Annotated in this window: 18 protein-coding genes; 10 read left to right on the forward strand and 8 right to left on the reverse strand. The window is 62.5% G+C overall.

From position 1 onward, the window contains the following. Positions 1 to 84 precede the first annotated feature (84 nt). From WDB86_RS17635 to WDB86_RS17660, 6 genes are all read left to right on the forward strand, one after another. Positions 85 to 1,548, forward strand: a complete 1,464-nt coding sequence (locus WDB86_RS17635) for a mannose-1-phosphate guanylyltransferase/mannose-6-phosphate isomerase (RefSeq protein ID WP_339109890.1) — start codon at positions 85 to 87, stop codon at positions 1,546 to 1,548. A 5-nt stretch (positions 1,549 to 1,553) separates the two neighbouring features. Then, positions 1,554 to 2,720, forward strand: a complete 1,167-nt coding sequence (locus WDB86_RS17640; RefSeq protein WP_330629346.1) for a nucleotide sugar dehydrogenase — start codon at positions 1,554 to 1,556, stop codon at positions 2,718 to 2,720. Between the two features lie 9 nt (positions 2,721 to 2,729). Next, positions 2,730 to 4,124, forward strand: a complete 1,395-nt coding sequence (locus WDB86_RS17645) for a phosphomannomutase (RefSeq protein ID WP_341485955.1) — start codon at positions 2,730 to 2,732, stop codon at positions 4,122 to 4,124. Between the two features lie 307 nt (positions 4,125 to 4,431). Beyond that, positions 4,432 to 7,206 carry a calcium-binding protein gene (locus WDB86_RS17650; RefSeq protein WP_341485956.1) on the forward strand — a complete coding sequence of 925 codons (2,775 nt, stop codon included), beginning with the start codon at positions 4,432 to 4,434 and terminating at the stop codon, positions 7,204 to 7,206. Between the two features lie 233 nt (positions 7,207 to 7,439). Next, a complete protein-coding gene (locus WDB86_RS17655) occupies positions 7,440 to 10,388 on the forward strand; it encodes a hypothetical protein (RefSeq protein ID WP_406737085.1) in 2,949 nt (982 codons plus the stop codon). 108 nt (positions 10,389 to 10,496) lie between these two features. After that, positions 10,497 to 11,891 carry an oligosaccharide flippase family protein gene (locus tag WDB86_RS17660; RefSeq protein ID WP_341485958.1) on the forward strand — a complete coding sequence of 465 codons (1,395 nt, stop codon included), beginning with the start codon at positions 10,497 to 10,499 and terminating at the stop codon, positions 11,889 to 11,891. Between the two features lie 269 nt (positions 11,892 to 12,160). Here the strand turns inward: WDB86_RS17660 and WDB86_RS17665 are convergent, their stop codons facing one another. The 8 genes from WDB86_RS17665 to WDB86_RS17700 form a co-directional block, all read right to left on the reverse strand. After that, the gene (locus tag WDB86_RS17665) at positions 12,161 to 13,633 is read right to left on the reverse strand and encodes a cytochrome c (protein WP_341485959.1); all 1,473 of its coding nucleotides are present in this window, start codon (positions 13,631 to 13,633) and stop codon (positions 12,161 to 12,163) included. Between the two features lie 2 nt (positions 13,634 to 13,635). Further along, positions 13,636 to 15,225 (reverse strand): GMC family oxidoreductase, encoded by a 1,590-nt coding sequence (locus WDB86_RS17670; protein WP_330629340.1) that lies wholly within the window; start codon positions 15,223 to 15,225, stop codon positions 13,636 to 13,638. Between the two features lie 22 nt (positions 15,226 to 15,247). Further along, positions 15,248 to 15,817 (reverse strand): sugar dehydrogenase complex small subunit, encoded by a 570-nt coding sequence (locus tag WDB86_RS17675; RefSeq protein ID WP_406721708.1) that lies wholly within the window; start codon positions 15,815 to 15,817, stop codon positions 15,248 to 15,250. Positions 15,818 to 16,248: 431 nt separating this feature from the next. After that, positions 16,249 to 17,556 (reverse strand): TRAP transporter large permease, encoded by a 1,308-nt coding sequence (locus tag WDB86_RS17680; RefSeq protein WP_330629338.1) that lies wholly within the window; start codon positions 17,554 to 17,556, stop codon positions 16,249 to 16,251. Further along, positions 17,553 to 18,056: a TRAP transporter small permease gene (locus WDB86_RS17685; RefSeq protein ID WP_330629337.1), complete on the reverse strand. Its 504-nt coding sequence runs from the start codon at positions 18,054 to 18,056 to the stop codon at positions 17,553 to 17,555. Before WDB86_RS17685 ends, WDB86_RS17680 begins: the two co-directional genes overlap by 4 nt. A gap of 5 nt (positions 18,057 to 18,061) precedes the next feature. After that, positions 18,062 to 19,039, reverse strand: a complete 978-nt coding sequence (locus WDB86_RS17690; RefSeq protein ID WP_330629336.1) for a TRAP transporter substrate-binding protein — start codon at positions 19,037 to 19,039, stop codon at positions 18,062 to 18,064. A 112-nt stretch (positions 19,040 to 19,151) separates the two neighbouring features. Further along, positions 19,152 to 20,327, reverse strand: a complete 1,176-nt coding sequence (locus tag WDB86_RS17695; protein WP_341485961.1) for a LysR family transcriptional regulator — start codon at positions 20,325 to 20,327, stop codon at positions 19,152 to 19,154. A gap of 5 nt (positions 20,328 to 20,332) precedes the next feature. Further along, a complete protein-coding gene (locus WDB86_RS17700; protein ID WP_341485962.1) occupies positions 20,333 to 21,208 on the reverse strand; it encodes a DUF1932 domain-containing protein in 876 nt (291 codons plus the stop codon). Between the two features lie 165 nt (positions 21,209 to 21,373). Between WDB86_RS17700 and WDB86_RS17705 the strand changes: the two genes are divergently transcribed. The 4 genes from WDB86_RS17705 to WDB86_RS17720 are packed head-to-tail and all read left to right on the forward strand — an operon-like array spanning position 21,374 to position 24,883. Next, entirely contained in the window at positions 21,374 to 22,105 is a 732-nt protein-coding gene (locus tag WDB86_RS17705) for a PIG-L deacetylase family protein (protein ID WP_330629333.1), read from the forward strand. Between the two features lie 38 nt (positions 22,106 to 22,143). Beyond that, positions 22,144 to 23,112 (forward strand): VOC family protein, encoded by a 969-nt coding sequence (locus WDB86_RS17710; RefSeq protein WP_341485963.1) that lies wholly within the window; start codon positions 22,144 to 22,146, stop codon positions 23,110 to 23,112. 12 nt (positions 23,113 to 23,124) lie between these two features. Then, complete coding sequence (locus tag WDB86_RS17715) at positions 23,125 to 23,799, forward strand: 4-carboxy-4-hydroxy-2-oxoadipate aldolase/oxaloacetate decarboxylase (protein WP_339109879.1); 675 nt, start codon at positions 23,125 to 23,127, stop codon at positions 23,797 to 23,799. Then, positions 23,792 to 24,883, forward strand: coding sequence for a 4-oxalomesaconate tautomerase (locus WDB86_RS17720; RefSeq protein WP_330629330.1), 1,092 nt, complete (start codon positions 23,792 to 23,794; stop codon positions 24,881 to 24,883). Before WDB86_RS17715 ends, WDB86_RS17720 begins: the two co-directional genes overlap by 8 nt. Positions 24,884 to 24,887: the final 4 nt, after the last annotated feature.

Below are 24,887 nucleotides of genomic sequence, written 5' to 3' on the forward strand. Positions count from 1 at the left end.
TCCTCTTTCGGGCGAGTGCTCTTGGCATTTCTCGCAAGGTGGGGTTTCTTGGCCAAAAGCCTGAGTTTATCCAAGGACTTTCTCATGACTGTCTTTTCCCGTCAAAAGATCACTCCCGTTATTCTAGCGGGAGGGTCGGGGACGCGGCTGTGGCCGCTATCACGTAAATCCTACCCCAAGCAATTCGTGCCACTGGTCGGGGAAGAAACCCTGTTCCAGTCTTCCGCAAAGCGGATGGTCGGTGCGGTCGGGACTATGGATTTCGCAGCGCCCGTGGTGCTGACCAATTCCGATTTCCGTTTCATCGTGACCGAGCAGCTTGCCGAGGCAGGCATTGATCCGGGTGCGATCATGATCGAGCCCGAGGGGCGCAATACCGCCCCCGCCGTGCTGGCGGCGGCGTTTCATGCGCAGGCCAAGGACCCGCAGGCGATCCTGCTGGTCTCGCCCTCCGATCACGTCATCCCCGACGGGGACAGCTTCCGCGCCGCCGTCGAGGCGGGGCTTGCGGCGGTTGCGCAGGGCAATCTGGTGACCTTCGGCATCACGCCCGACCGCCCCGAAACCGGCTATGGGTATCTGGAGCTGACCGGCACGCCATCCGGCACCGATCCTGTCGCGCTCAAGCGCTTTGTCGAAAAGCCCGATGCCGCCCGCGCCGCCGAGATGCTGGCCGCAGGCACCTATCTGTGGAATGCGGGCATCTTCCTGTTCCGCGCGGCGGATATCATTGCCGCTTTCGAAACCCATGCCCCCGATCTGATCCCGCCGGTACAGGCATCGGTGACCGAGGCGCAGCCCGATCTGGGCTTCCTGCGGCTGGACCCGACCGCTTGGGCGGGGGCCAAGGATATTTCCATCGACTATGCGGTGATGGAAAAAGCCGGAAACCTATCGGTCGTGCCGTTCTCGGCGGGCTGGTCTGATCTGGGCGGTTGGGATGCCGTCTGGCGCGAAGGGGCGCGCGACGAGAACGGGGTCGGGCTCTCGGGGGCGGCCACCGCGATCGACTGCGAGGACAGCTTGCTGCGTTCCGATAGCGACCGTCTGGAAGTCGTGGGCATCGGCCTGAAGAACATCATGGCGGTCGCGATGAATGACGCCGTGCTGGTGGCCGATATGAACTGCGCGCAGGATGTGAAAAAGGCGGTGGATGCGCTCAAGGCCAAGAAATCGCAACAGGCGACGCATTTCCCGAAAGACCATCGCCCGTGGGGCTGGTTCGAAAGCCTTGTGGTGGGCGCGCGTTTTCAGGTGAAGCGTATCCATGTCCATCCGGGGGCGGCGCTCAGCCTGCAAAGCCATTTCCACCGCTCCGAGCACTGGATCGTGGTCGAAGGCACCGCGCGGGTGACGATTGATGACGAAGTGACCCTCGTCACCGAGAACCAGTCGGTCTATATCCCCTTGGGATCGGTGCACCGTATGGAAAACCCGGGCAAGGTGCCGATGGTGTTGATCGAGGTGCAGACCGGCTCGTATGTCGGCGAGGATGATATTGTGCGCTACGAGGATATTTATTCCCGCGGGCAGGGTGAAAAAGGATAATCCGGATGAAAATTGTTGTTGCTGGCCTTGGGTATGTAGGCCTGTCGAATGCTGTGCTTCTGGCGCAGAACAACGCGGTGGTGGCAGTCGATGTGGATGCCCGCCGCGTGGAGATGGTCAATAACAAGAAATCCCCGATCGAGGATCGCGAGCTGGAAGACTATCTGGCCAACAAGGATCTGGATCTGGTGGCCACGACCGAGGCAGGTCCGGCCTATGAGGGGGCGGATTATGTGATCATCGCGACGCCCACCAATTATGACACCAAGTCGAACTATTTCGATACCTCTTCGGTGAATTCGGTGATCAAGCAGGTGATCGCGGTCAACAAGACGGCGACCATCGTGGTGAAATCCACGATTCCGGTGGGCTATGTGCAGGATATCCGCGAAGAGCTGGACACCCAGCAAGTGATCTTCTCGCCGGAATTCCTGCGGGAGGGCCGCGCGCTTTACGACAATCTCTACCCCTCGCGGATCATCGTGGGCGAAGAGAGCGAGCGCGCCAAGATCTTCGCGGACCTGCTGCTGGGCGGCGCGATCAAGAAGGACGTGCCGGTCATGTTCACCGGTCCGACCGAGGCCGAGGCGATCAAGCTTTTCGCCAATACCTATCTTGCGATGCGGGTGGCCTATTTCAACGAGCTTGACAGCTATGCGATGGCGGGGGGCATGGACAGCCGCCAGATCATCGAAGGCATCGGTCTCGACCCGCGGATCGGCAGCCATTACAACAACCCCTCCTTCGGCTATGGCGGCTATTGCCTGCCGAAAGACACCAAGCAGCTTCTGGCCAATTACAATCAGGTGCCGCAGAACCTGATCCGCGCCATCGTGGATGCCAACCGCACGCGCAAGGACTTCCTGTCGGACCAGATCCTGATGCGCGGCCCGAAAGTCGTGGGTATCTACCGTCTGGTGATGAAGGCGGGTTCGGACAATTTCCGCCAGTCCTCGATCCAGGGCATCATGAAGCGGCTGAAGGCCAAGGGCGTCGAGGTCATCGTCTATGAGCCCGTGCTGAACGAGCCCGAATTCTACCGTTCGCGCGTCGTCAATGATCTGGCGGCCTTCAAACGCGAGGCGGATGTGATCGTGGCCAACCGGATCACGGATGATATCAGCGATGTCGAGGCCAAGATCTTCACGCGCGATCTCTTCCACGCGGATTAAGGAACGAGGATGGCACCCGCTTTTGGTACGTCAGGCCTGCGTGGCCTTGTGACGGAGCTGACGCCCGAGCTTGTGGCGTCCTATATCGAAGCGTTTCTTGTGGCCTGTCCGCAGGGACGCGCGCTTTATGTCGGGCGTGACCTGCGCCCGTCCTCGCCCGAGATTGCCGCCGTCGTCATTGCTGCCGCACAGGCGGTGGGCATGGATACGGTGGATTGCGGGGCGCAGCCGACGCCGTCTCTGGCGATGGCCTCGATGGCGGCGGGCTGTGCCGCCGTGATGGTCACTGGTAGCCATATTCCGGCAGATCGCAACGGGCTGAAATTCTACATCCCCGAAGGCGAGATTTCCAAAGCCGACGAGGCCGCGATCAAGGCAGCCCGCGCGGCGGGGCACAAGCCGCAGGGCAGCGGCGGGCAGGCGCGTCCGGCCCCCGATGCCGGTGCCGCCTATATCGCGCGCTATGTGCAGGGCTTCGGCGCGCAGGCGCTGGCGGGGCTGCGCGTCGGTGTTTACCGGCATTCCTCGGTGGCGCGCGATGTCATGGAGGCCGTGATGGCGGGGCTGGGGGCCGAGATCGTGCCGCTTGCCAACTCCGATGTCTTCATTCCCGTCGATACCGAGGCCGTGGACCCCGGGACCCGCCACCAGTTGGCGCAATGGTGCAGCGAGTACGGGCTGGATGCGGTGATCTCGACCGATGGCGATGCCGACCGCCCGATGCTGACCGACGCGGCGGGCAATGTCGTGCCGGGCGATATTCTGGGCGTGCTGAGCGCGCGCTATCTGGGCGCCGAGGTGATCGTTACGCCTGTGTCGTCGAATGACATGGTGCGCCAGATCCCCGAATTCCATCACGTGCATCTGACCAAGATCGGCTCGCCCTTCGTGATTGCGGGCATGGAGGCCGCACGTGATCGGGACCCGCAGGCGAAAATATGTGGTTTTGAAGCCAATGGTGGCTTCCTTCTGGGGTTCGAGGCCCATCAGCGCCAGCCGCTTGCGCCGCTGATGACGCGTGACAGCCTGTTGCCGATCGTGGTGCCGTTGATTGCCGCGCGTGCGGCGGGCCTGTCGCTGGCGGCGCTGGTTGCGGCGCTGCCGCCCTGCTTTACCGCCGCAGACCGCTTGCAGGATATCGACCGTGACAAGGCGGGGGCATTCCTGAGCCGGTTGAGCACCGATATGCAGGCGCGGGCCGCCTTCTTCGCGCCCGAAGGCCCGATTGCCGATATCGACCTGACCGACGGGCTTCGGGTGAATTTCACCTCGGGCGCTGTCGTGCATCTGCGGCCCTCGGGGAATGCGCCCGAATTCCGCATCTATGCCCAGGCCGGAACCGCCCAAGCGGCGCAGGATCTGGTGCCTTCGGTTATGGAACGCGTATCCGCCCATATAGGCTGATGATGGAAAACGCAAAAAAGGGGGTCATGCCGTCGCGGCATGGCCCTTTTTTTATTGGTTTTTGCGTAATATCTACTCGGTTGCGGCGCACAACCTGAGAATGCAAAAGGCATATCCATACTGCAGAAAATACGCGCATAGTTTGGATTAATTGTCGTGATCCGCCCAATAATCGCCACGAACATGACGCGGCTTTAGCGCCGCGCGCATGCAGCCTGTTCTTACGTAGACGTATCTCCACCGGTGCGCCTGCGTCTCACGGATTTTGAAACCACTCCTTGTTCCGAGACCAGAAAGGGCCTGCCCGATGACGAGCTATTCGACCATTTCCGCGACCGGAAATGATAATCCGACACTGGCTTTCAATTTGTCGCGTATCACCGATTGGAATTCTGCCTCGCAGTTTCTCGATCAGATGAAGATGATGCGGCAATGGCTTGTCCATGAAGACGGTGTCTGGGGTGGAGGTAGCCTGTCGGAGGCGATCGAGGCCGGTATTTTCGACGAGAACGGCTGGCCTACGGAAATTCCCGAAGGGGCGGACGGGATCGGTACGGTGTTCGACTGGACCACCTCCTCGACGGCGGATGCGGCCCTGGCCGAGCAACGGGCCGGCGTCTATATCGTGGAATACGAGGGCGAGGGGACGCTGAAACTTCAGGGCGATGTGACGATCCTGTCGAACGAGGATGGCAAGATCGTCTTCGAGAATGTGTCCGGAAACAGCTGGACCCTGACTATCACCGAGACCGACCCCGAAGGCACGGGCGATTACATCCGTGATGTCACTGTGGTGGCCGAGGAGAATTATGATCTGTTTCAGGCAGGGGCGGTCTATAACCCCGACTGGATCAACCTGATCGACGATGCCCGCCAGTTGCGCTTCATGGACTGGCTCAACACCAACAGCTCGACGGCGGTCACGGTGGAGGATCTCAAGATTTCCACCGACGAGCGCGGGCTGACCACCGATGCCTCGCTGGAGGATATGGTGCGGCTGGCCAATGAGGTCGGGGCGGACCCGTGGTTTTCCATCCCCTATCTGGCGGATGAGAGCTATATCCGCGCCTTTGCGGAATATGTGCGCGACAATCTCGATCCGGATCTGGTGGTGCGGGTGGAATATTCGAACGAGGCCTGGAACACCGATTACGCCGTCAATGCGTGGCTGGCCGAGCAGGCCCTGTCCGAATGGGGGCTGACCGGGCAGGAAGCCAAGGATGCCTATTATGTGAAGATGGCCAGTCAGGTGGCGCAGATCTGGGAGGAGGTCTTTGGCGAGGAGGCCGATGACCGTCTGGTCAATGTGCTGTCCGGTCAGGCCAATAACACATGGCGCACGGCCCGCTTGCTGGAGGCCTCGGTCTGGGCCGAGAACGAGCCGGATGCCTATGTCGATCCGTCCGAGCTGTTCGAGGAATTCGCGATCACCAATTACTTCGGCACCAACCCGCTGCAGACCACTGCGGGGCGCACCGCGGTGCTGGATTTGCTGCAGACGCAGGGCACGCAGGCGGCGATCGATTATATCGTCGCGCTGACGATGGACCCGTCACAAAGCTATTCGATCCCGACGCTGGCAGCGGCTTGGGCCAAGCAGGCCGAGCTTGCCCATGATGCGGGGCTGGAACTTGTGGCCTATGAGGGCGGGCAGCATCTGTTCAGCTGGTTCTCGACCACGGGGCTGAGCGCCGACGAGCGGACCCTCCTGATCGATTTCATGGCCGAACTGGTGCGCACGCCGGAAATGGCCGAGATGTATCAGACCGCGTTCGACCTGTGGTCCGCCGTGTCCGACGGGCCCTTCATGCAGTATCAGGAAGCCTCGACGGTGACGGCCTATGGCTCTTGGGGGCTTTATGCCAACCTCTCCGACAGCAATGAACGCGCCGATCTGCTGACCGAGCTGAACGAGATCAGCGATACATGGTGGGAAGCCACCGGCGGCACGCAATATCTGCAGGGGATCGTGGCCCGCGGCACCGCCGAGGACGACATTCTGATCGGCACCGATCAGGAGGATTACCTGATTGGCGGCGATGGCGATGACACATTTGTGGGCGGCGCGGGCAATGACGGCATCAATGGCGGGGAAGGCACGGACCGTCTGATTCTGTCGGGGAACTTTGCCGATTACACCATCACCGCCGAGGGCGATGGCGTCTATCTGGTCGAGGGGGCCGACGGGCTGGACTACATCCGCGATGTCGAGGAATTGCAGTTCGACGATACTGTCGTGGGTCTGGATGTCGAGATTGCCGCCGCAGAGCCGGATCTGGTGGCTGCAGCGCTTGTCGAGGAGGCCGGATCGACCGCAGTCAACGAACCGTTGGCTGACGAGACCGAAGTGGTGGCCACGGAAAATATTCTGGATCTGTCGGATCTCACCGAAGGGCAGTCGATCAGCGCGATCAACCGCTATAGCGCGCTTGGCAAGGAATTGGGGTTGCAGGATTCGCAGAACTATTTCTACGCCGAAAGGGGCAGTACCGCGACGGTGGACGGGCAGGAATTCGGGATCAGCTACTGGACGACCAATGAAAACAGCCTTGATTCCGGCAAGGTGGCCCTGACCAGCAGCGCGTTGATCACCGCGCAGATGCTGGGGGATGTGGCTTTGGATGTGGATCAGGTCATCGGTTCGCAGGGGGCGGATAGCTTCAATATGCGCAGTGCCGATGATGTGGTCTATGGCGGGGCGGGCAACGACACGATCAACACGTCCGACGGCAATGACTTTGTGGATGGCGGCGCTGATAACGACTGGATACAGGGCGGCGGGGGCAATGACACCCTGTTGGGCGGCGACGGTGCCGACGGTCTGGTGGGCGGCACGGGCGATGATCTGCTGACCGGCGGTGCGGGGGTGGACCAGTTCATCTTCGATCAGGGCACGGGGCAGGATACCATCACCGATTTCACCGATGAGGATATCCTGATCCTGCGCGATTTCATGGAAGGCATTTCCGATCTTGCCTCGGCTCTGAGCGAGACGGATGAGGGGCTTTTGCTAAGCAACGGCACGGATTCGATCCTATTTGCGGGATGCAGCCTCGAAGATGCCGACTGGATTTTCGAATAGCGCGAAGAGGGCGGCTTTGCGCCGTGCTCCGACCGGATCAGGCGGTCTTATCAAGGGCGATCAACGGCGGGTGAGGGTGCGGGAAACCGCACCCTTTGCGCGTTTACAATCGCGCGGACGCGTGGAAAGCTGTGACCTTTGCAGGCGGGGAGGCAAGCGGTCTTGCTGCTCTGCCGACCGGTCCTATGTGCTTTTTGTTTGTCGCTCTTTCGCTCTGCTTTCTGGAATGCCCCATGATCCTGTCGCGCCTTTCCCTGTCCGGTTTTTCCCGTATGCCCCGTCTGCCTGATGGCGGGCGGGTCTGGTATGGCCTCCGGCATCTGGTTCTCGGGGCCGTTTCGCTGGGCGGGCTGCTGGCGGGCGGCGTTCTGGCGGGGAGTGTTCCGGCGGGGGCGGTCCATGCCGGACCGGAGATCACGGTAAGCCCGCAGGTGCTGCAGCAGGATCTGCACCCCTTTACCGCGACGGTGGGCGATTTCGGCAATGGCGCGGATCTGGCACCGATGGGGTTCGAACCCACGATCTACCGCACCATGTTGACGGCAACACAGGATGCCACGGATCGGGTGAGTGCGGACCCCGCCAAGATTTCGGCCAATGGCCTCCTGCGTGACGGGGCGCTGGACGGGGCCGAGCTTGAAGTGCTGCGGATCGAGAACGGCCAGTTCCGCTCGGTGCGGCTGGGGCATGTGGCGCAGGGCGGGTTCCATGCCAGCGGGTTCCTGCCGCTGGCGGAGGGACGGATGCTGCGCGGCACACAGACCAGTGTGCAACTGGATCTGGGACAGGACGCACGTCCCGGATCGGCGCGATATTTCCGGCTGCGTGCGGTGGATGCGGCGGGGCGCCTGTCGGAGCCGTCCAATGTCGCGGTGGTGAATGTGCCCAAAACCGCAGGCAAGGCACCGCGTCCCCAACTGGCCAAGGCGGACCTGCGCATGGATCATGCGTCACGGCTTTCGGCACCGCGTCTGGCGGCGCGGCTGACCGCCTCCGGTCTGGCGCAGCTCAGCTGGGCGGCCCAGAGCGGCGCGACAGGCTATGTGGTCGAAAGCTCGGACACGGCCCCCGAGGCCCAGAAGGGCTATGCGCTGGTCTTTGACAAGGCAGGGGCCTCGGTGAAGGCCGGAGATCTGGTGATCGTGCGTGCCAATCTTGCGGGGCGCGGGCGCGATGCGCTTGTCACCGATGCCGAATGGACCTCTTGGCCCGCTCGTCGCCTGCTTGCGCCAAACGGGATCGGGCGGGCCTTGTGGGAGGGCCGCCAGCCGTGGTCTCTGCGCATGTGGGATGGCAAGCAGCCCGCCGGTATGGCGGCAGGCGCTGGCGGCCAGAGCTATCTGCACCTTGATCTTGCGGGCGGCAAAACCGCTTTGGGCAATTACAACCATTCCGGTGCGGGGCAGGCGTTCTATCCGGTGCTCAACCCCGAAAAGACCTATCGCGCCAAAGTCTGGATGCGTGCCGATCCGGGGGTGAAGGCGCGATTTGTCCTGCAGGGGCCGCTGGCCAAGCTGGGCGTGACGGGCCTGCCCGCCGCATTGCAGATCAAGGATGGCTGGACGCGCTATAGCGTCGAGTTCCGCCCCGACCGCATCTATCAGGGCGACAAGCCCGGCGCGATCCAGCTGGAACTTTCGGGGCAGGGGGCTGTCGATCTGGACAATCTGCGGATCTATGCCACCGATGCGGGCTTTCTGGACTGGAGCCCCGAAGATCTGGCGCGTCTGAAGCTGTCGGGCATGTCGGATCTGCGCACCCATGCTTTGGTGCGCACGGGGCGCGATAGCTATGATCTGGCGCAACTGACCAATACCGGCGGGTCCAGCAATCTGCCCGGAACGGCGACACTGGACCAGAGCCTCAAGGGGATTGCGGCGGCGGGCATGTCGCCCTGGCTCCAGATCGAACCGCATCTGTCCCGCGCGGAATGGCTGGGGCTGGCGGAATATCTGGCAGGGCCGGAGGGCGCGGGCCCGATGGCAGACAAGCGCGCAGCCCAAGGCCATCCGGCCCCGTGGACCGACAGTTTCCCGCATATCCGGCTGGAATTGGGCAACGAGACATGGAACCGGCTTTTTGCGCCCTGGACCTTTCCGAAGATGCGCGATGCCACAACCGGTGCGCAGTATTCCAATGGCGATGTCTACGGGCTTTATCAGGAATATGTGCTGTCCATCCTGCGCCAGAGCCCCTATTGGGCCGCGCTGGAACCCGAGCTGATCCCTGTGCTGGGCGGGTTCAATGGCAGCGATTACGGGCCGGATGCCGCCGCGCATTCGCCGCATAGCGCCGAGCTGACCCATGCCGAATATATCGGCGGTTGGGATCAGGGCGAGGGCGTGGTCCGCCCGAATGATGCCAATTTCGCGACCATTCTCAGTTTCGGGCCACAGATGGGGGGGCCGAATGCGCAGCGCTACGGGAAGGATCTGCGCCAGCTGGACCGCGGACGGAAACGGCCCTTGGCTCTGGGAACCTATGAGGCCGGGCCGGGCTATACGATCAACGGGCTGAACGGGCGGAAGGTCAGTGCCGATCAGGCCGCCCAGCAGGAACTGGCGATGAAAGGGGTGGTGGCGGGCACTGCGACGCTGGATGCGTTTCTGCTGCAGGCTGCGGATGGCTATAAGGTGCAGAATTTCTTCACCTTCGGCGAAGGGCGCACATGGTCGTCGCATGCGCGCTGGGATCATGGCGGGCAGGCCTATCCGTCATGGGACTGGCTGGCCCTGATCAACCGGCTGGTGCTGGAGGGGCCGGAGGCCGGGGGGGCGCAGATGCTGGAGGTGCGTGGCACGGACCTGCCCCGCATGGATATCCCCAAAATGGCGCGGCGGGCCGCACGTGAGGATGTGCCGATGGTCGGGGCCTATGCGCTGCGCCGCGGGTCGCGTCTGGTGGTGGTGGTGACCTCGCGCCTGCTGCCGCAGATCCCGAAAGGTCAGGATGGCCATCTGGCCCTGACGGTGGATCTGCCCGCAGGCACCGGCCCCAAGGTGACGCGCTACCGGATGGAGGGTGGATATCGGGCCAGCAACTATCTGGCCCCCGAGGCGAAGCTGGTGGCGGAGCCACAACCGGACCTTGTTTCCGACAAAAGCGGAAAATTGAGGCTGAATATCGCCGATCTACCACCGGCAGAGGCTTTTGTTTACGTATTTGACGCTGCGCAAGGGTGATCGGGCGCGCGGCAGGCCTTGTCCCCGCCGTGAAAGCGGATGAAAAGCTTACCAAGATTTCAGAACGGCAGCCCCCGGAAATTGCGGGGACCATGAAAAGGAATATCCATGCGCGGCAAAATCGGAGAGCTCATCCGGGGCGATAGCGTCAAGGCGCGGTCGATGCGGTCTTCGGCTTTTGTGGTTGTCGGGTTCGGCGGGCAGAATGTGCTGCGGCTTGGCTCGAACCTGATCCTGACGCGGCTTCTCTATCCGGAAGCGTTCGGCCTTATGGCGTTGGTGCAGGTGTTCCTGACCGGCCTGCAGATGTTTTCCGATCTGGGGATCAACGCCTCGATCATCCAGAACAAACGCGGGGAAGAGCCCGAGTTCCTGAACACCGCCTGGACCGTGCAGATCCTGCGCGGGGTGCTGCTTTGGGCCATTGCCTGCACTCTGGCATGGCCTGCCGCCCAGCTTTACCACGAGCCGCGCCTGATGGAGCTGATGCCGGTCGCGGCCCTGACGGCGGTGATCACGGGCTTCACCACCACCAAGATCGCCGTGGCCAACCGGAACCTGCAGATTGGTGTGCAGGTGATGACCGAGCTGGCCGCGCAATTTGCAGGGTTGATCGTGACGGTCGTGCTGACGTTCATCTGGCGCGATGTCTGGGCGCTGGTGATTGGCGGGGTCTGCGCCGCGGTGTTCAAGGTCTCGGCGCAGCATGTCATGCTCAAGGGCCCTGCGAACCGCTTCCATTGGGACAAACCCGCCGCGCAGGAGCTGATCCGTTTCGGCAAGTTCATCTTTCTCAGCTCGATTGCCGGTTTCATCGTCAACCAGAGCGACCGTGCCATTCTGGGGGCGCATATTCCGCTGGGCGATCTGGGGATCTACACGATTGCCTATACGGTGGCCAGCATCCCGCTTCTGCTGGCGCAGCAGGCGGGCGGCAAGGTGATCTTTCCGCTCTATCGCCGTTTTCCGATGGATCAATCCGCAGAGAACCGCCGCAAGGTCCATCGGGCGCGGCGGCTGACACGGCTGTTCACGCTCTGTCTGGCCTGTGCGATCTCGTTGGGCGGGGTCGGGCTGATCGGCGTGATGTATGACGAGCGATACATCAAGGCCGGTCCGATCGTGGTGCTGATGGGGTTCTCTATGGCGGCACAGATCTCTGTGTCGATGTATGACGGGGCCTATTTGTCGAAAGGCGACAGCCGCAACCACTTCTTCCTGACCTCGCTGTCTGCCGCGCTGCAACTGGTGTTTTTGCTGGTGGGCGTGGCGTGGTTCGGCCTGCTGGGGGCGATCTTCGCGCCGGTCGGCGTGGTGCTGTGCGTCTATCCGTTCCGCGCCAAGCTTCTGCGGCGCTATCAGGCATGGGACCCGATCGGTGATATCGGTGCGCTGGCCTTGGGCTGGGCGATCACCGCTTTGGCGACGTGGTATTGGTGGGGGGCTGTCGGGCCGTTCATCCGGCAGGTGCTGGCGGCTGCGGGCTGGGCGATCGCTGCCTGAGCGTGAGGCAGGCGCCGTTTGCGGGCCTTCCGGTATTTGGACACAACGAGCCTTCTTGCCCCGTCATGGCGGGCAGGAGGGCGGTTTGCACATCGCGCGGTCTTCGGGCAGGGTGCTTGGCAGAGTTTTCGCAAACGCCCTCCGGAGCTGCCAAAGGCGTATGGGAATGCCTATGAAAAAGCCCGAACGCGCAGGACAAACGGCGCGTTCGGGCTTGTGTTTTTGGGGAGCGCGTGGCCTCCGGCGATGGCCGGAGGCCCGCAGACCCGTTAGCGTTTGCGGCGGATCACACCGATCAGAGCCGCCAGAAGCAGCACCAGCACAAGCACGGCCCCGCCCAGCAACCAAGGTGTGGCGCGCAGCAGCCAAGGCGTGGGACCACCGGCTTTCATCTGGGCCACATCCTGTGCGGTAACGCTGAGATCCTTGTTGCCGAAGCTGGTCAGGACATAGTTCGAGACCGCCGCGATCTGCGGATCGCTGAGCGTGTCGCCAAAGGCGGGCATCGAGACGGTATAGCCATTGGTCTCGCGATGGATGCCATTGGCCACGGCCATCACAAGATTGGCCGCCGACAGCCCGCCCGTTGCAGAATTGGCACTCAGCGAGGGGTAGAACTGGTCTGCGGTGCCTGCGCCGTCCAGCTGGTGGCAGCTCGAGCAGGCGCCCGCATAGATCTCGGCTCCGTCGGTCGAGCTGCCATCGGCCATAGCCCGCGGCGCGTGATCGATGGGCGCATCAAAGGCCATCATCTGCACATCTGCCGCCTTGGTCACGCCATAAGAGGGAATGGTCTGGCCCTCGGCATGGATGGCCGGCACGGTTTTCAGATAGCCCGCAATCGCCTCGAGATCGGCATCCGAAAGGTGACGGAAGCTTTTCCCGACGGCTTCGGCCATTGCGCCGCCCGCCTGTGCCTTGCCATGTGCGGCCCCGCTGCGCAGGTAGGACACGATCTCGTCCTTGCTCCAGCCGCCGATCCCCGAAATCTTGTCGGAGGTGATATTGGGGGCGTGCCAGCCATTCAGATCCGCCCCGCCCAGATAGGCCGAAGAGGTCTCGCCCATCAGCAGGTTGCGCGGGGTATGGCAGGTCTGGCAGTGCCCCAGCACATTGACCAGATAGGCCCCGCGCCCCTCGGCACCCGGTGCGACATCGGCGGCCTGTGCCGGTGTGCCGCCGGCAAACATCAGGTTCCAGCCCGCCATCAACCAGCGCTGGTCATAGGGGAAGCCAAGCTGTGTTTGCTGCGCAGGCGCGACATCAACCGGCTGCACCTGTTGCATTAGATAGCTGTAGAGCGCGTGCACATCCGCATCGGTCATGCCCGCATAGGCGGTATAGGGCATGGCCGGATAGAGATGCCCGTCCGGCGCGACGCCCTGACGCAGCGCCTTGGCAAACTGCTCTTCGGACCAGTTGCCGATCCCGAACTCTTTCGAGGGCGTGATATTGGAGGCGATGATCGCTCCCATCGGAGAGGCGATCGCATAGCCGCCCGCCATATCCTTGCCACCCGGTGCGGTGTGACAGGCAGCGCAATCGGCTGCGGTCGCGATATAGCGACCCTGCGCGATCAGATCGCCCTCCGGTGACAGAAGCGCCTCCGTGCCCAACGTGCTGTCGTCGGCAATCCGCTGCACCAGATCGGGCGCGGCGTCCGGACCGCCGGTATAAAGACCGTCGGCTGCGGCGGGCAGCGCCCCTGCCAGAACAAGGGGCAGAACAAGACTGTAACGCATGATCAGATCTCCCGCGCGATGATGTCGGCCGAACGCAGCGCCAGTGCGACGCCGGGCAGGGTCGGGTTGATGACACCCGAGGCCGGAATGACGCCGGTCGTGGCCATGAAGAGGTTCGGGTGATCCCATGTGCGGCATTCGTGGTTCACGACCGAGTCCTTCGGATCGTCGCCCATGATGACGGTGCCCATGATATGGTCGCGGTTCTGGAACCCGGTATCATCCTCGATGACCTCACCATTCATGATGCGGACGAAATCGGCGAAGTTCTCCTTGGCCTTGACCGCGCCCGCCTTGACGTAATCATCCACGTCATAATGCACGCTCAGTCCCGGAATGCCCAAAGCATCCTTCTTCTGCGACGGTGTCACGCGGTTTTCCGGATGCGGCAGCATCTCGAACACGGTCGAGACATCCACCCAACGTGCGGCCATGTCGCGGATACGCTCGTCCAGCTCCGGCCCGACGACCCCTTGCTTGAGAAGGCGCTCGGCAATGGCGCGGTTGGGCACGGTATTGGTCAGCGCATGTTTAACGGCGGAATGCTCGCGGCGGAAATCGCCGTCGCGCAGGTTGAAAATGCCGCCTTGTTGCACCTGACCACGGCCCGGCCAGAGCTGTTCATCGGCGAGGAATTGCAGCCCCATGCCGCTATGGTCCATCAGGTTGCGCCCGACCTGATCCGAGCTGTTGGCCACATCCGATAGCAGCAGCAGCTTCGGCGTTTCCAGACCGTGGCAGGCAATGATGAAATACTTGGCCGTCAGGCGCACGTCATCGCCCTTGGACGAGCGGTAATGCACCGCCGCAATCTTGCCGCCCTCGCCTTTTTCCAGCTTGTAGGCGGTGGCATCGGTCAGGATCTTGGCCCCGGCCTTCTGTGCATGGCGGGCATGGACATCGCCCGAATACATCGCCCCGATGGGGCAGACGGGCATGCAGTTATTGTTGCCCGAACAGGCCGGACGCCCGTCCCACGGCTGGTTGGTGCGGCCATTGGGCTCATGCAGGAAGTTATAGCCTTCGGCCCCGATCCGCGCCTTCAGACGCTGGAAGTAATAGGTTTCGGCCTCGGGCGGCACCGGATAGGGTTTCGAGCGGGGCGGGTAGGCGCTATCGCCCCCGCGGCCCGACTGGTCCTCGGTATCGGAACCGGCCACACCCAGATTGTATTCGGCCTTGGTATACCACGGCTCCAGCTCGTCATAGTCCATCGGCCAGTCGCGGCCCACGCCATAGAGCGTCTTCAGCTTCATGTCATTGGGGATATAGCGCCATGTGGCCGCCGCCCAGTGCCATGTGGTGCCGCCCACCAGCTTGAGCATACCGGGCTTGAATTCGAAGCTGCCGGTGTTTTCAAGATAGTCCCCGTCAAAGGAGGTATGCGCCCAAGGGGCGTTCGGATAGGGGTCGTTATGGTTGCCTTTGCGCGGCGAGGCGCGGAAATTCTCGACCACTTTCCAGCGCGGGATCCATTCGCCGGCCTCCAGCATGATCACGGATTTGCCGCGACTTGCGAGTTCATATGCCGCATTGCTGCCTAGAGCACCGGAGCCGACGACGATAACGTCGGCGTCAAATTCAGTTGCCATTTGGGTTGCTTTCGAAAACTTGTTACTTGCCGGTCATGAAGGCGGGCGGGTTTTTCCAGTAATTGGAATGGCCGCGCGACCAGCTGGGGATCACCGTTGCATCGCGGGTGGGCTCGTACATCAGAGCTTCCGCATAGGATACGAACTGGGCATCGTCTTTGGTGGTGTTCATCGACGGGGTTCCGGTATAGCCCAGATACCATGCAGAGATGATCTTCATTGCCACCGGACGCAGCGCCGGATTGGCCTCGGCAAAGCTGTTGAACTGCCGCATATCCGAAAAACCGGCGGCCTCGATGGCCTGTGCAAGCTCGGCGGCCTGGGCGGCGAAAGCGTCATCGTCTTGCGATAACGCGGCAAGGGCGCGCGCGCCCACCACGGGCGACAGGGTTTCGCGGCCGGTCAGCAGTTGCGACAGGCGGGTAAACCCGTCTGCATCAAGCGGCTGTGTCACCGCAGCCCCGACCGCCGCCGGCATTGCCGCAGCGGCCAGCATGGCAGTTGCGCTTCCCAGAAGACGCCTGCGCGTCAGACGACCGGAAGCCGCCCCATCGGCCTCGTGTCCTGTCCTCTCATACAATGAGGAAATCATGAGTGTACCTTTCTCGTTTGGGTCAGGTTTCGCGTCTGTTGGCGCCGCGGCCCTTGCAGGATCTGCCCGATGCCATCCGCGTTCAGGAGATCACGCGTGCGCGCGAAAGACGTGAAAAACCTTGCCTTGCCTGCTGATTGTAGTGATTTTGCGCTAACATCAAGGGTGTTATTGGCGGGCTTATTATATCTTTGCTCAAAATATCAAAACGCATCCCGAGTGCGAAAGATACGGGATGGATCACGCTTTGATCGCGCTATTTTGTGTCGCGCCATTTGCGGCCTGCGGGGAATTGCACAGCAGATGGGCACCTTTTCCGAGGCCTTACAGGTCCTGTCGCTACGGGCGGGGCTGATTCACCCGCACAGAAAAAGGCGCGGCACCGGTCGTGTTCCGGTGCCGCGCCCTGGTTCGGAACGAACAGGCCGCCGTTATTGCCCGAACATCGAATTGGGCACGATCAGGGCGATCTGCGGGAACAGGATGATCAGCAAAAGCCCCAGCACCATCGCCATCAGGAACGGCGTGACCCCCTTGAAAACGGTGGCCATCGGTACATCGGTTGCGACCCCCTTGACCACAAAGACGTTCAGCCCGACCGGCGGGGTGATCATCCCCATTTCGATCACGATCACCGCCACGACCCCGAACCAGACCGGATCGAACCCGAGCTGGACGATGACCGGAAAGACGATCGGAATGGTGACCACCAGCATCGACAGCCCGTCCAGAAACATGCCCAGCACGATATAGCCCAGCAGGATCAGGGCCAGCGTGCCATAAGGGCCGATCTCCATCGATACCAGCGCATGGCCCAGCGTTTCGGGGATATGGGTGACCGCCAGAAACGGGTTGAGGACATTGGCCCCGATCACGACCATATAGAGCATGGCCGATGTCTTCAGTGTCTCGAAGAGGGCATCGCGGAAGGTGCGCAGGCTGATGGCCCGCATCACGAAGGCCAGCAGGGTCACCAGCCCCGCTCCGATGGCAGAGGCCTCGACCGGCGTGAAGATCCCCGCATAGATCCCGCCAATGGAGATGCCGATGATCGACAGAAGCGGCATCGCCCGCCCCAGCAGGGCCAGACGCCGTGTCAGCGGCACCCGAGCGCCGCGCGGGCCGGTTTCGGGGGAGAGCGTCGCGATGATGGCAATCGTGCCGATGAAAAGGCCCATCAGCAGCAGTCCCGGCAAGATTCCCGCCATGAACAGGCGGCCAATGGATTCTTCCGTCAGGATGGCATAGAGCACGAAGCCGGTCGAGGGCGGGATTAGGAAGCCCAGCGTGCCGCCTGCGGCGATGGACCCCGTCGAGAGCGCATCGCCATAGCCCAGCCGTTTCATCTCCGGCAGCGCCACTTTGCCGATGGTCACCGCCGTGGCCACAGATGAGCCCGACACCGCCGAGAACACCGCGCAGCCCAGCACCGAGGCCGAGGCCAGACCGCCCCTGAACCGCCCGACCCATGCGAAGGCCGCATCATACAAGGCGCGCGAGAATCCGGCGACCGAGGAGATATTGCCCAGTAAGATGAACATGGGTACCACGATCAGGTTATAATTGGTCACCGCCGAATAGGTCTCGGTCAGGGTGACGGCACCTGCCGTGCGGCTGCCCTCAAGCTGCCATAGCCCGAAATAGCCCACGATCAGCATGGCGAACGCCACCGGAGTGCGGAAGATCATCAGCAGGAAGAGCCCGCCAATGCCCAGCAGGCCAACAGAGAGATCGGTCATGCGCGCACCTTTTCAATCATAATAACAATGGCTTGCAGGGCCATCACCACGATACACAGCGCTACGCCCGCCGCGATGATCGCGTAGAACGGCCAAAGCGGCAGGCCCAGCATATTGGTGGTGTCTTCGTAGTCCCACGCATCCACCGCCTTGGCGATGGCCCGTGTGCACAGGATATACAGCACGAAAGACGACAGCACGCGCGAGACGATATCGCCCAGAAAGCGCCCCCATGCGCCGATGACCCCGTCCAGCACATCCACGCTGACATGGCCCGAATAGGAGGTGCAATAGGGCAGGGCCAACATGACCACCGCCGCCGAGGCCAGTTGCACCACCTCATTGATGCCAAGGATGGGGGCATTGAAGACATAGCGTGCAAACACCCCCACAAAGACCAGTCCCAGCACCACCATCAGGAAGGCCCCTGCCAAGGTCACCAGAACCAGATTGGCGCGGTCGAAGATCTGTAGCCAGAGCGGGCGAGATACAGGTTCCATCACGGTTACTGCGCCGAAAGCACGTCAACGATATGCTGGGCGTCCTTGCCCTCTTCTTTCGCGATGGTTTTCACCAGCCCGTCCGACAGCCTGTCAAAGGCGGACGCTTCCTCGGGGGTGAGATGGATCACCTGCTTGCCGGGCAGGGCGGCGAAATCCGCGATCCCCTTGCTGGCAACGGCAAGCTGGCTGTCATGGCCGTTCTTCGCCGCCTCCAGCCCTGCCGCATCGATGGCCTTCTGGTCGGCCTCGCTGAGATCGGCATAGGCGTCGCGGTTCATCAGGATAAAGAAGGGCGAGATGGTCGTTTCCATGCCCATCGTGATGTAATTCGTGACCTCGGACAGCTTGAAGGCATTGATCCCCGTGCCATCGATCATCGCCCCGTCGATCACGCCGGTCTGCAGGCTGTTATAGATTTCGGACACCGGCATCGAGACCGGCGTGCCCCCCCATGCCTCGACCAGTCGGCCGGTATTGCGCGACGGCACGCGGATCTTCAGCCCTTTCAGATCTGCAGGGCTATGAACGGGCTTTTTCACGGTGAACAGGATGTTTTCGGCATTGGACCACAGCGCCACCAGATGCGCGCGCCGGTATTCCTTGGCGAACAGGTCGAGATGGGCGCTCAGCTCCTGCGTGCCGGTCTTCTCGTCCAGCAGTCCGGGCAGTTCGGCGGTCAGCGTCAGCGGGAATTGCGAGGCGGTATAGCCCGGAAGCGAGACCGCGAATTCCGCCACCCCGTCCACGACACGGCCATATTGCTCGGCAGGGCCTGCCCCCAGTTCGCCGCCGGAATACAGCTTGACGGTCACATCGCCCTTGGTGGCCTGCGCCACCTGATCGGCAAAGGGTTGGAAGGTCGATGCCACATAAGGATGCCCTGCAGGCATAAAATTGGCAAATTTCATTTCGTCGGCCTGTGCGGTGACGGCCAGTCCGGATCCCATCATCAGACCCAGCAAGAGATTAGCGGCTTTCATGTCATCCTCCCCTTGGTGTAGCGGGCTCCCCCCGCGCTACTTCGCCCTGAAAGATCACATTTTAAATCGGGGCTCTACCAATCAGAAGAAAGCGCCCCTTCATAAATTTACGCTATAACGCCTCGGCAGAGGCCTGCCGGATCTCTTCCATGATCAGGCTTTGCGCAGGCGTCGGCATCCAGTCACGGCGATAGGTCAACCCGATGGCGCGGGTGGAATGGGGCACCGCGAAAGGCAGCACCGCCACCAGCTTGCGGTCGATATCGGCGCGAGCCTGCAGATGCGAGACACAGGACAGCACATCGGAAATTTCCATCATCTCGCGCATCAGGATGACAGAGCCCGTTTCGATAATGCTGTCGGGCAGTGCCAGACCCGCCGCATGGAACATCGCGTCGAACTGGGTGCGCGTCGGTGTGCCGGTGCGGGTGACCAGCCAGTGTTGCTGGCGCAGCACCTCCAGAGACAACGGGCGCTGCAAGAGCGGATGGTGATGGCCCGCCAGCAGCACCAGATCATCGTCGAACACCCTTTCCTGCACCACATCCTCGATGGGGGCGGGACTGCGCAGCGCGCCGATCAGGAAGTCCAGATCGCCCCGCCGCAACTGGCCCAGAAGCTCGTCATACGTGCCTTCGATAATGCGGATCCGCAGATTCGGGCGTTTTTCGCGAAACCGCGCCAGCACCTTCGGCATCGGGTGCGACCGCGCCAGTGGCATCGCTCCGATGGTGATCTCCCCGACTTCGCGCCCCACCAGATCACCCAGTTCCGACACCGCCTGATCCAGCTCGGCGAAGCTCAGCCGCGCGATCCGTGCCAGCATGGCGCAGGCGCGGGTTGGCACGATGCCGAACGCACTGCGCTGGAAAAGCGCCTTGCCCGCCTCGCGTTCCAACTGGGTCACGGCCCGATGCACCGTCGGCTGGGCAATGCCAAGCTGGCGGGCCGCCAAGGAGAAATTCTGCGCCTCCGAGGTGGCAATCAGCGCCAGAAGCTGCGCCCGCGTCGCGGTGAGTGGCAGGCGGGGGGCGATCTCGTTCAGCGCCCCGTCCAGCATGTCCAGCGCGCGTTTGCCGCGCCGCGCCAGCAGTGCCCCCGCTTCGGTCAGGAAAAACCCCTGTGACGTGCGCCGGAACAGCGGCAGTTCGGCCTCGGCTTCCAGTTTGGCAATCGCCTGTGTCACGGCGGGTTGCGACACAAGGCAAAGCTCTGCCGCCCGCGTCACCGAGCCCGTTTCGGCCACCGCATGAAAGACGCGCAAATGGCGCAGATTGGAGCCCAGCATTGCCCTTACCCTTTATGTGCCAACCCTTCTAGCACAGCGGTGCTGCGGGATTCGAGACCATCTTTGCCCGCGCCCAGCCCCAGTGACCCGACGGTCCTTTGCCACCGCGTGACGGCCTGCGCCATGTCGTTGGGCAGCCCCAGATCGGCCAGCGTCTTGGCGACCTCTTCCATCTCGGCGGCGCGGCGTGTGCCATGCACCATCATGCGTTCCAGATTGTAATTGCCCCGTGCGGCCCAATCCGTATCGGGGTCGGAAGCCTGCAACGAGGCGATCACCGCATCGGTGAGATTGGCGCGGCGGGCTGCCAGCAGACATTCGGCACTGAGCGCCTCCATACCCTTGATCATCACCGAGCGGATCATCTTTACAGAAGACGCCGCGCCGATTTCGGGGCCTGCCAGCGTAGCACGCATATCCAGCGCCTGAAGATAGGGCAGGGCGGATGCCGCATGCGGGCCGGACACCAGCAGCGGCACATGATGCAGTTTCGGATAGACAGGTGCCATCACCGCCACATCCACATAGCGCCCGCCCGCCGCCTGCACATAGCCCGCCGCCTGTGTCTTGCTGCTGGGCGCGCAGGAATTGCAGTCAAGCCACAGCGCCTCAGGGCGCAGGAAGGGCGCATAATCGCGCGCGGCATGGACAGCCTGATCGGCGGTCACCAGCGACAGCACGATCTGTGCGCCGGAAAGGGCGGCCTCGGGACTGTCCTGCGCGGTGACAGAGAGCACCGCCGCCCGCTCCAGAACCGTGGCGCGCTCTGCGCCGCCCATCTTCCGGTCATAGCAGCCCAAGTCAAAGCCTCGCGGGGCGTTCCAGCCCTTGGCAAAGGCTTGGGCGGCCTCTCCGAACCCGATCAATGTTAGCTGTGTCATCCTGTCATGGCCCCTTGCAAACTCGTGTGAATTTTGGGCCGATCGGTGCGTATTTCAAAGCGGTTATAGCGCGTTCTTATGGGTTGGCGAATGTTTCTGAATTGCCTCCGCTGCCGGATTTCCGGAAGTTTGCGACAACAGGTTTCGGGGATCTCGGAGGAAAGAATGTCAGATCGTAAAACGGCGCTGGTGATCAGCGCGCATGCGGCGGATTTCGTGTGGCGCTGCGGCGGGGCCATCGCGCTGCATGCCGCGCTTGGCTATGACGTGACGGTGGCCTGCCTGTCATTCGGAGAGCGGGGAGAAAGCGCGCGGCTTTGGAAAGAGGGTAAGTCACTTGACGAGGTGAAGGCGATCCGCCGTGACGAGGCCGAGAAAGCCGCCGCGGTTCTGGGCGTGGCCGATCTGCACTGCTTCGATCTGGGGGATTACCCGCTGGAGCTTGACCGCGAGGACAAATTCCGTCTGGTCGATCTGATCCGCAAGGTGCAGCCGAAATTCATGCTCAGCCATAGCCAGTATGATCCCTATAATACCGACCATATGTATACCACCCGCATCGCGCTTGAGGCGCGGATGGTGGCGCAGGCTTGGGGGCATAATCCGGGCGAGAAGGTGCTGGGCGCGCCGCAACTATACCTGTTCGAGCCGCATCAGACCGAGCAGATGGGCTGGAAACCCGATACGTTCCTCGACATCACATCGGTCTGGGACAAGAAGCGGGCGGCAATGGAATGCATGAACGGGCAGGTCCATCTGTGGGAATATTACACCCGCGTGGCCCAACAGCGCGCCAACCATTTCAAGCGCAATTCCGGTGGTATGTCGGGAGGGCGTGACTGCCAGTATGGCGAGGGGTTCCAGTCGGTTTTCCCGCGCACCGTCGACGAATTGTAAGAGAGGCGGCCCTCGGGCCGTTTCGGGAGGAGACTATCATGAGCCATCCGGCAACCAATCCAAGCTTCGACATTGCCCATCTCGGCCATGTCGAGATGCTCACCGACAAATTCGACGAGAGCCTCGATTTTTTCACCCGCGTCTACGGGCTCAAGCTTTCGGCGCAGGACGGGAACTCGGCCTATCTGCGGGCATGGGATGATTACGAATTCTGCACGCTCAAACTGACCAGATCCGATGTCACGGGTGTGGCCCATATCGGCTATCGCGCCTCTTCGCCCGAGGCGCTGGAGCGTCGGGTTGCGGCCATCGAGGCCTCGGATTTCAAGGTGATCGGCTGGAATGACGGGGACCTGTCGCACGGGCGGGCGTTCCGTTTCGAGGATCCGTTCGGGCATGTGTTCGAAATCTATTACGATACCAACTGGTATACCGCGCCGGATGCGGCAGAACGGGCCGCGCTGAAGAATACCGCGTCGTCCTTTACCGGCGCTGCCCCGCGGCGTCTTGACCACCTCAACCTGCTGGCCGAAGACGTGACCGAATTCCGCCGCTTCATGACCACCTGTCTGGGCGCGCGGGTGACCGAACAGATCCAGCTGGATAACGGTCGGCTGGGGGGCTGCTGGTTCACCGTCAACAACAAGACCTATGATCTTGCCTGTACGGAAGAACATGGCGGCGGCACGGGACGGCTGCATCATGTGACCTATGCCACCGACCAGCGCGAGGACATCCTGCGCGCCGCCGACATCTTCCTGCAAAACGACATCCATATCGAAACCGGCCCGCATAAGCATGCGGTTCAGGGCACGTTCTTCCTGTATGTCTGGGAACCTGCGGGCAACCGCGTCGAGCTGGCCAATTCCGGCGCGCGGCTCATTCTGGCCCCCGACTGGGAGACCGTCACCTGGACCGAGACAGAGCGCAAGAAGGGGCAGGCCTGGGGCTTGAAGACCATCGAGAGCTTCCATCTGCATGGCACCCCGCCGGTCCGGAAAGCCTGAAAAAAGGAGAGAATGATGCCTGTGGTAGTCCAAGATATCCAACGCGCCGATCCCGATGTGATCGCGGCTCTTGCGCAGGCCGGTGTGGCCACCGTCCATGAAGCGCAGGGGCGGACCGGTTGTCTGCAAAGCTATATGCGCCCGATCTATTCGGGGGCAAAGATTGCCGGATCGGCCGTGACCATTTCCGCCGCGCCGGGCGATAACTGGATGGTGCATGTGGCCATCGAACAGCTCCAGCCCGGCGATATTCTGGTGCTGGCCCCGACCTCGCCCTGCGATAACGGCTATTTCGGTGATCTGCTGGCAACCTCGGCGCAGGCGCGCGGCTGTCGCGGGTTGATCATCGATGCGGGGGTGCGTGACATCGCGGATCTCAAGGCGATGGATTTTCCGGTCTGGTCGAAGGCGATCTCGGCGCAAGGCACGGTGAAAGAGACGCTGGGATCGGTGAATATTCCGGTGGTTTGCGCGGGGCAGTGCATCGAGGCGGGGGATGTGATCTGCGCCGACGATGATGGTGTGGTGGTGGTCAAGCGGGCGCAGGCCGCGCAGGTGATGGCCAATGCCACGGCACGGCTTGCCGCCGAAGAGGCCAAGCGCCAGCGGCTTGCCGCCGGAGAATTGGGGCTGGATATCTATGACATGCGCCCGCGTCTGAAGGAAAAGGGCCTGCGCTATGTCTGAGCCGCAGATCGGCGGGTCCGGCGGCGGCGGGGCGTCCGAGGGGATCGCCTGTCTGTGGATGCGCGGCGGGACGTCGAAAGGGGCGTATTTCCGTGCCAGCGATCTGCCCGCAGACAGGCAGGCGCGCGATGCGCTTTTGCTGCGGATCATGGGGTCGCCCGATCCGCGCCAGATTGACGGGATCGGCGGGGCCGATCCGCTGACCTCCAAGGTGGCGATCCTTTCGCCGCCCAGTCGCGACGATGCCGATATCGACTACCTTTTCCTGCAGGTCTTTGTCGATCAGGCGCTGGTGTCGGATGCGCAGGCCTGTGGCAATATTCTGGCCGGTGTCGGGCCTGCGGCGCTGGAGCTGGGGCTTGTTGCCGCGCAGGAGGGCGAGACATCGCTGCGGATCCATATGCGCAATACCGGCGAGATTGCCGAGGCCACTGTGCAGACACCGCAAGGGCGGGTCAGCTATCGGGGCACGACCGCGATTGACGGTGTGCCCGGTACGGCGGCACCGGTGCGGTTGCTGTTTTCCAATCTGGCGGGGTCGATGTGCGGTCACCTGTTTCCCACCGGCCAGCCGCGCGATTGGGTGGATGGCATAGCGATGACCCTGATCGATTATGGCATGCCGGTCGCGCTTGTCGCCGCGCAGGATCTGGGGCTGACAGGGCAGGAAAGCCGCGAGACGCTGGAAGGGGACATGCCCCTGCGCGCAAGGCTCGAGGCCCTGCGGCTGCAGGTGGGGCCTTTGATGGGGCTTGGCGATGTGTCCGAGAAATCCGTGCCGAAAATGACCATTCTCAGTGCCGCGCAAGAGGACGGGGTGATTGCGACGCGCAGTTTCATTCCCCATCGCTGTCACGCTTCTATCGGGGTTTTCGCGGCGATCAGTGTGGCCTCGGCCTGCACGATTGAAGGCACGGTGGCCGCGCCTCTTGCGCGGCTGCCAGAGGGTGAGACCTTCCGCATAGAGCATCCGACGGGGGCGGCCGATATTGTCCTGCGCACCGATGGCGCGGGTTATCCCGTGGCCGCAGGATCTGTGCGCACGGCGCGCAAGCTGTTTGCGGGGCAGGTTTTCGCTGACTGATCCC

It is taken from the genome of Thioclava sp. GXIMD4215, assembly GCF_045291555.1.
GTDB lineage: Bacteria > Pseudomonadota > Alphaproteobacteria > Rhodobacterales > Rhodobacteraceae > Thioclava > Thioclava litoralis.

Bases quoted from the DNA above. Each gene is read 5' to 3' on its own strand.
- WDB86_RS17635 (WP_339109890.1), top strand. From the start codon at position 85: ATGACTGTCTTTTCCCGTCAAAAGATCACTCCCGTTATTCTAGCGGGA.
- WDB86_RS17640 (WP_330629346.1), top strand. From the start codon at position 1,554: ATGAAAATTGTTGTTGCTGGCCTTGGGTATGTAGGCCTGTCGAATGCT.
- WDB86_RS17645 (WP_341485955.1), top strand. From the start codon at position 2,730: ATGGCACCCGCTTTTGGTACGTCAGGCCTGCGTGGCCTTGTGACGGAG.
- WDB86_RS17650 (WP_341485956.1), top strand. From the start codon at position 4,432: ATGACGAGCTATTCGACCATTTCCGCGACCGGAAATGATAATCCGACA.
- WDB86_RS17655 (WP_406737085.1), top strand. From the start codon at position 7,440: ATGATCCTGTCGCGCCTTTCCCTGTCCGGTTTTTCCCGTATGCCCCGT.
- WDB86_RS17660 (WP_341485958.1), top strand. From the start codon at position 10,497: ATGCGCGGCAAAATCGGAGAGCTCATCCGGGGCGATAGCGTCAAGGCG.
- WDB86_RS17665 (WP_341485959.1), bottom strand. From the start codon at position 13,633: ATGCGTTACAGTCTTGTTCTGCCCCTTGTTCTGGCAGGGGCGCTGCCC.
- WDB86_RS17670 (WP_330629340.1), bottom strand. From the start codon at position 15,225: ATGGCAACTGAATTTGACGCCGACGTTATCGTCGTCGGCTCCGGTGCT.
- WDB86_RS17675 (WP_406721708.1), bottom strand. From the start codon at position 15,817: ATGATTTCCTCATTGTATGAGAGGACAGGACACGAGGCCGATGGGGCG.
- WDB86_RS17680 (WP_330629338.1), bottom strand. From the start codon at position 17,556: ATGACCGATCTCTCTGTTGGCCTGCTGGGCATTGGCGGGCTCTTCCTG.
- WDB86_RS17685 (WP_330629337.1), bottom strand. From the start codon at position 18,056: ATGGAACCTGTATCTCGCCCGCTCTGGCTACAGATCTTCGACCGCGCC.
- WDB86_RS17690 (WP_330629336.1), bottom strand. From the start codon at position 19,039: ATGAAAGCCGCTAATCTCTTGCTGGGTCTGATGATGGGATCCGGACTG.
- WDB86_RS17695 (WP_341485961.1), bottom strand. From the start codon at position 20,327: ATGCTGGGCTCCAATCTGCGCCATTTGCGCGTCTTTCATGCGGTGGCC.
- WDB86_RS17700 (WP_341485962.1), bottom strand. From the start codon at position 21,208: ATGACACAGCTAACATTGATCGGGTTCGGAGAGGCCGCCCAAGCCTTT.
- WDB86_RS17705 (WP_330629333.1), top strand. From the start codon at position 21,374: ATGTCAGATCGTAAAACGGCGCTGGTGATCAGCGCGCATGCGGCGGAT.
- WDB86_RS17710 (WP_341485963.1), top strand. From the start codon at position 22,144: ATGAGCCATCCGGCAACCAATCCAAGCTTCGACATTGCCCATCTCGGC.
- WDB86_RS17715 (WP_339109879.1), top strand. From the start codon at position 23,125: ATGATGCCTGTGGTAGTCCAAGATATCCAACGCGCCGATCCCGATGTG.
- WDB86_RS17720 (WP_330629330.1), top strand. From the start codon at position 23,792: ATGTCTGAGCCGCAGATCGGCGGGTCCGGCGGCGGCGGGGCGTCCGAG.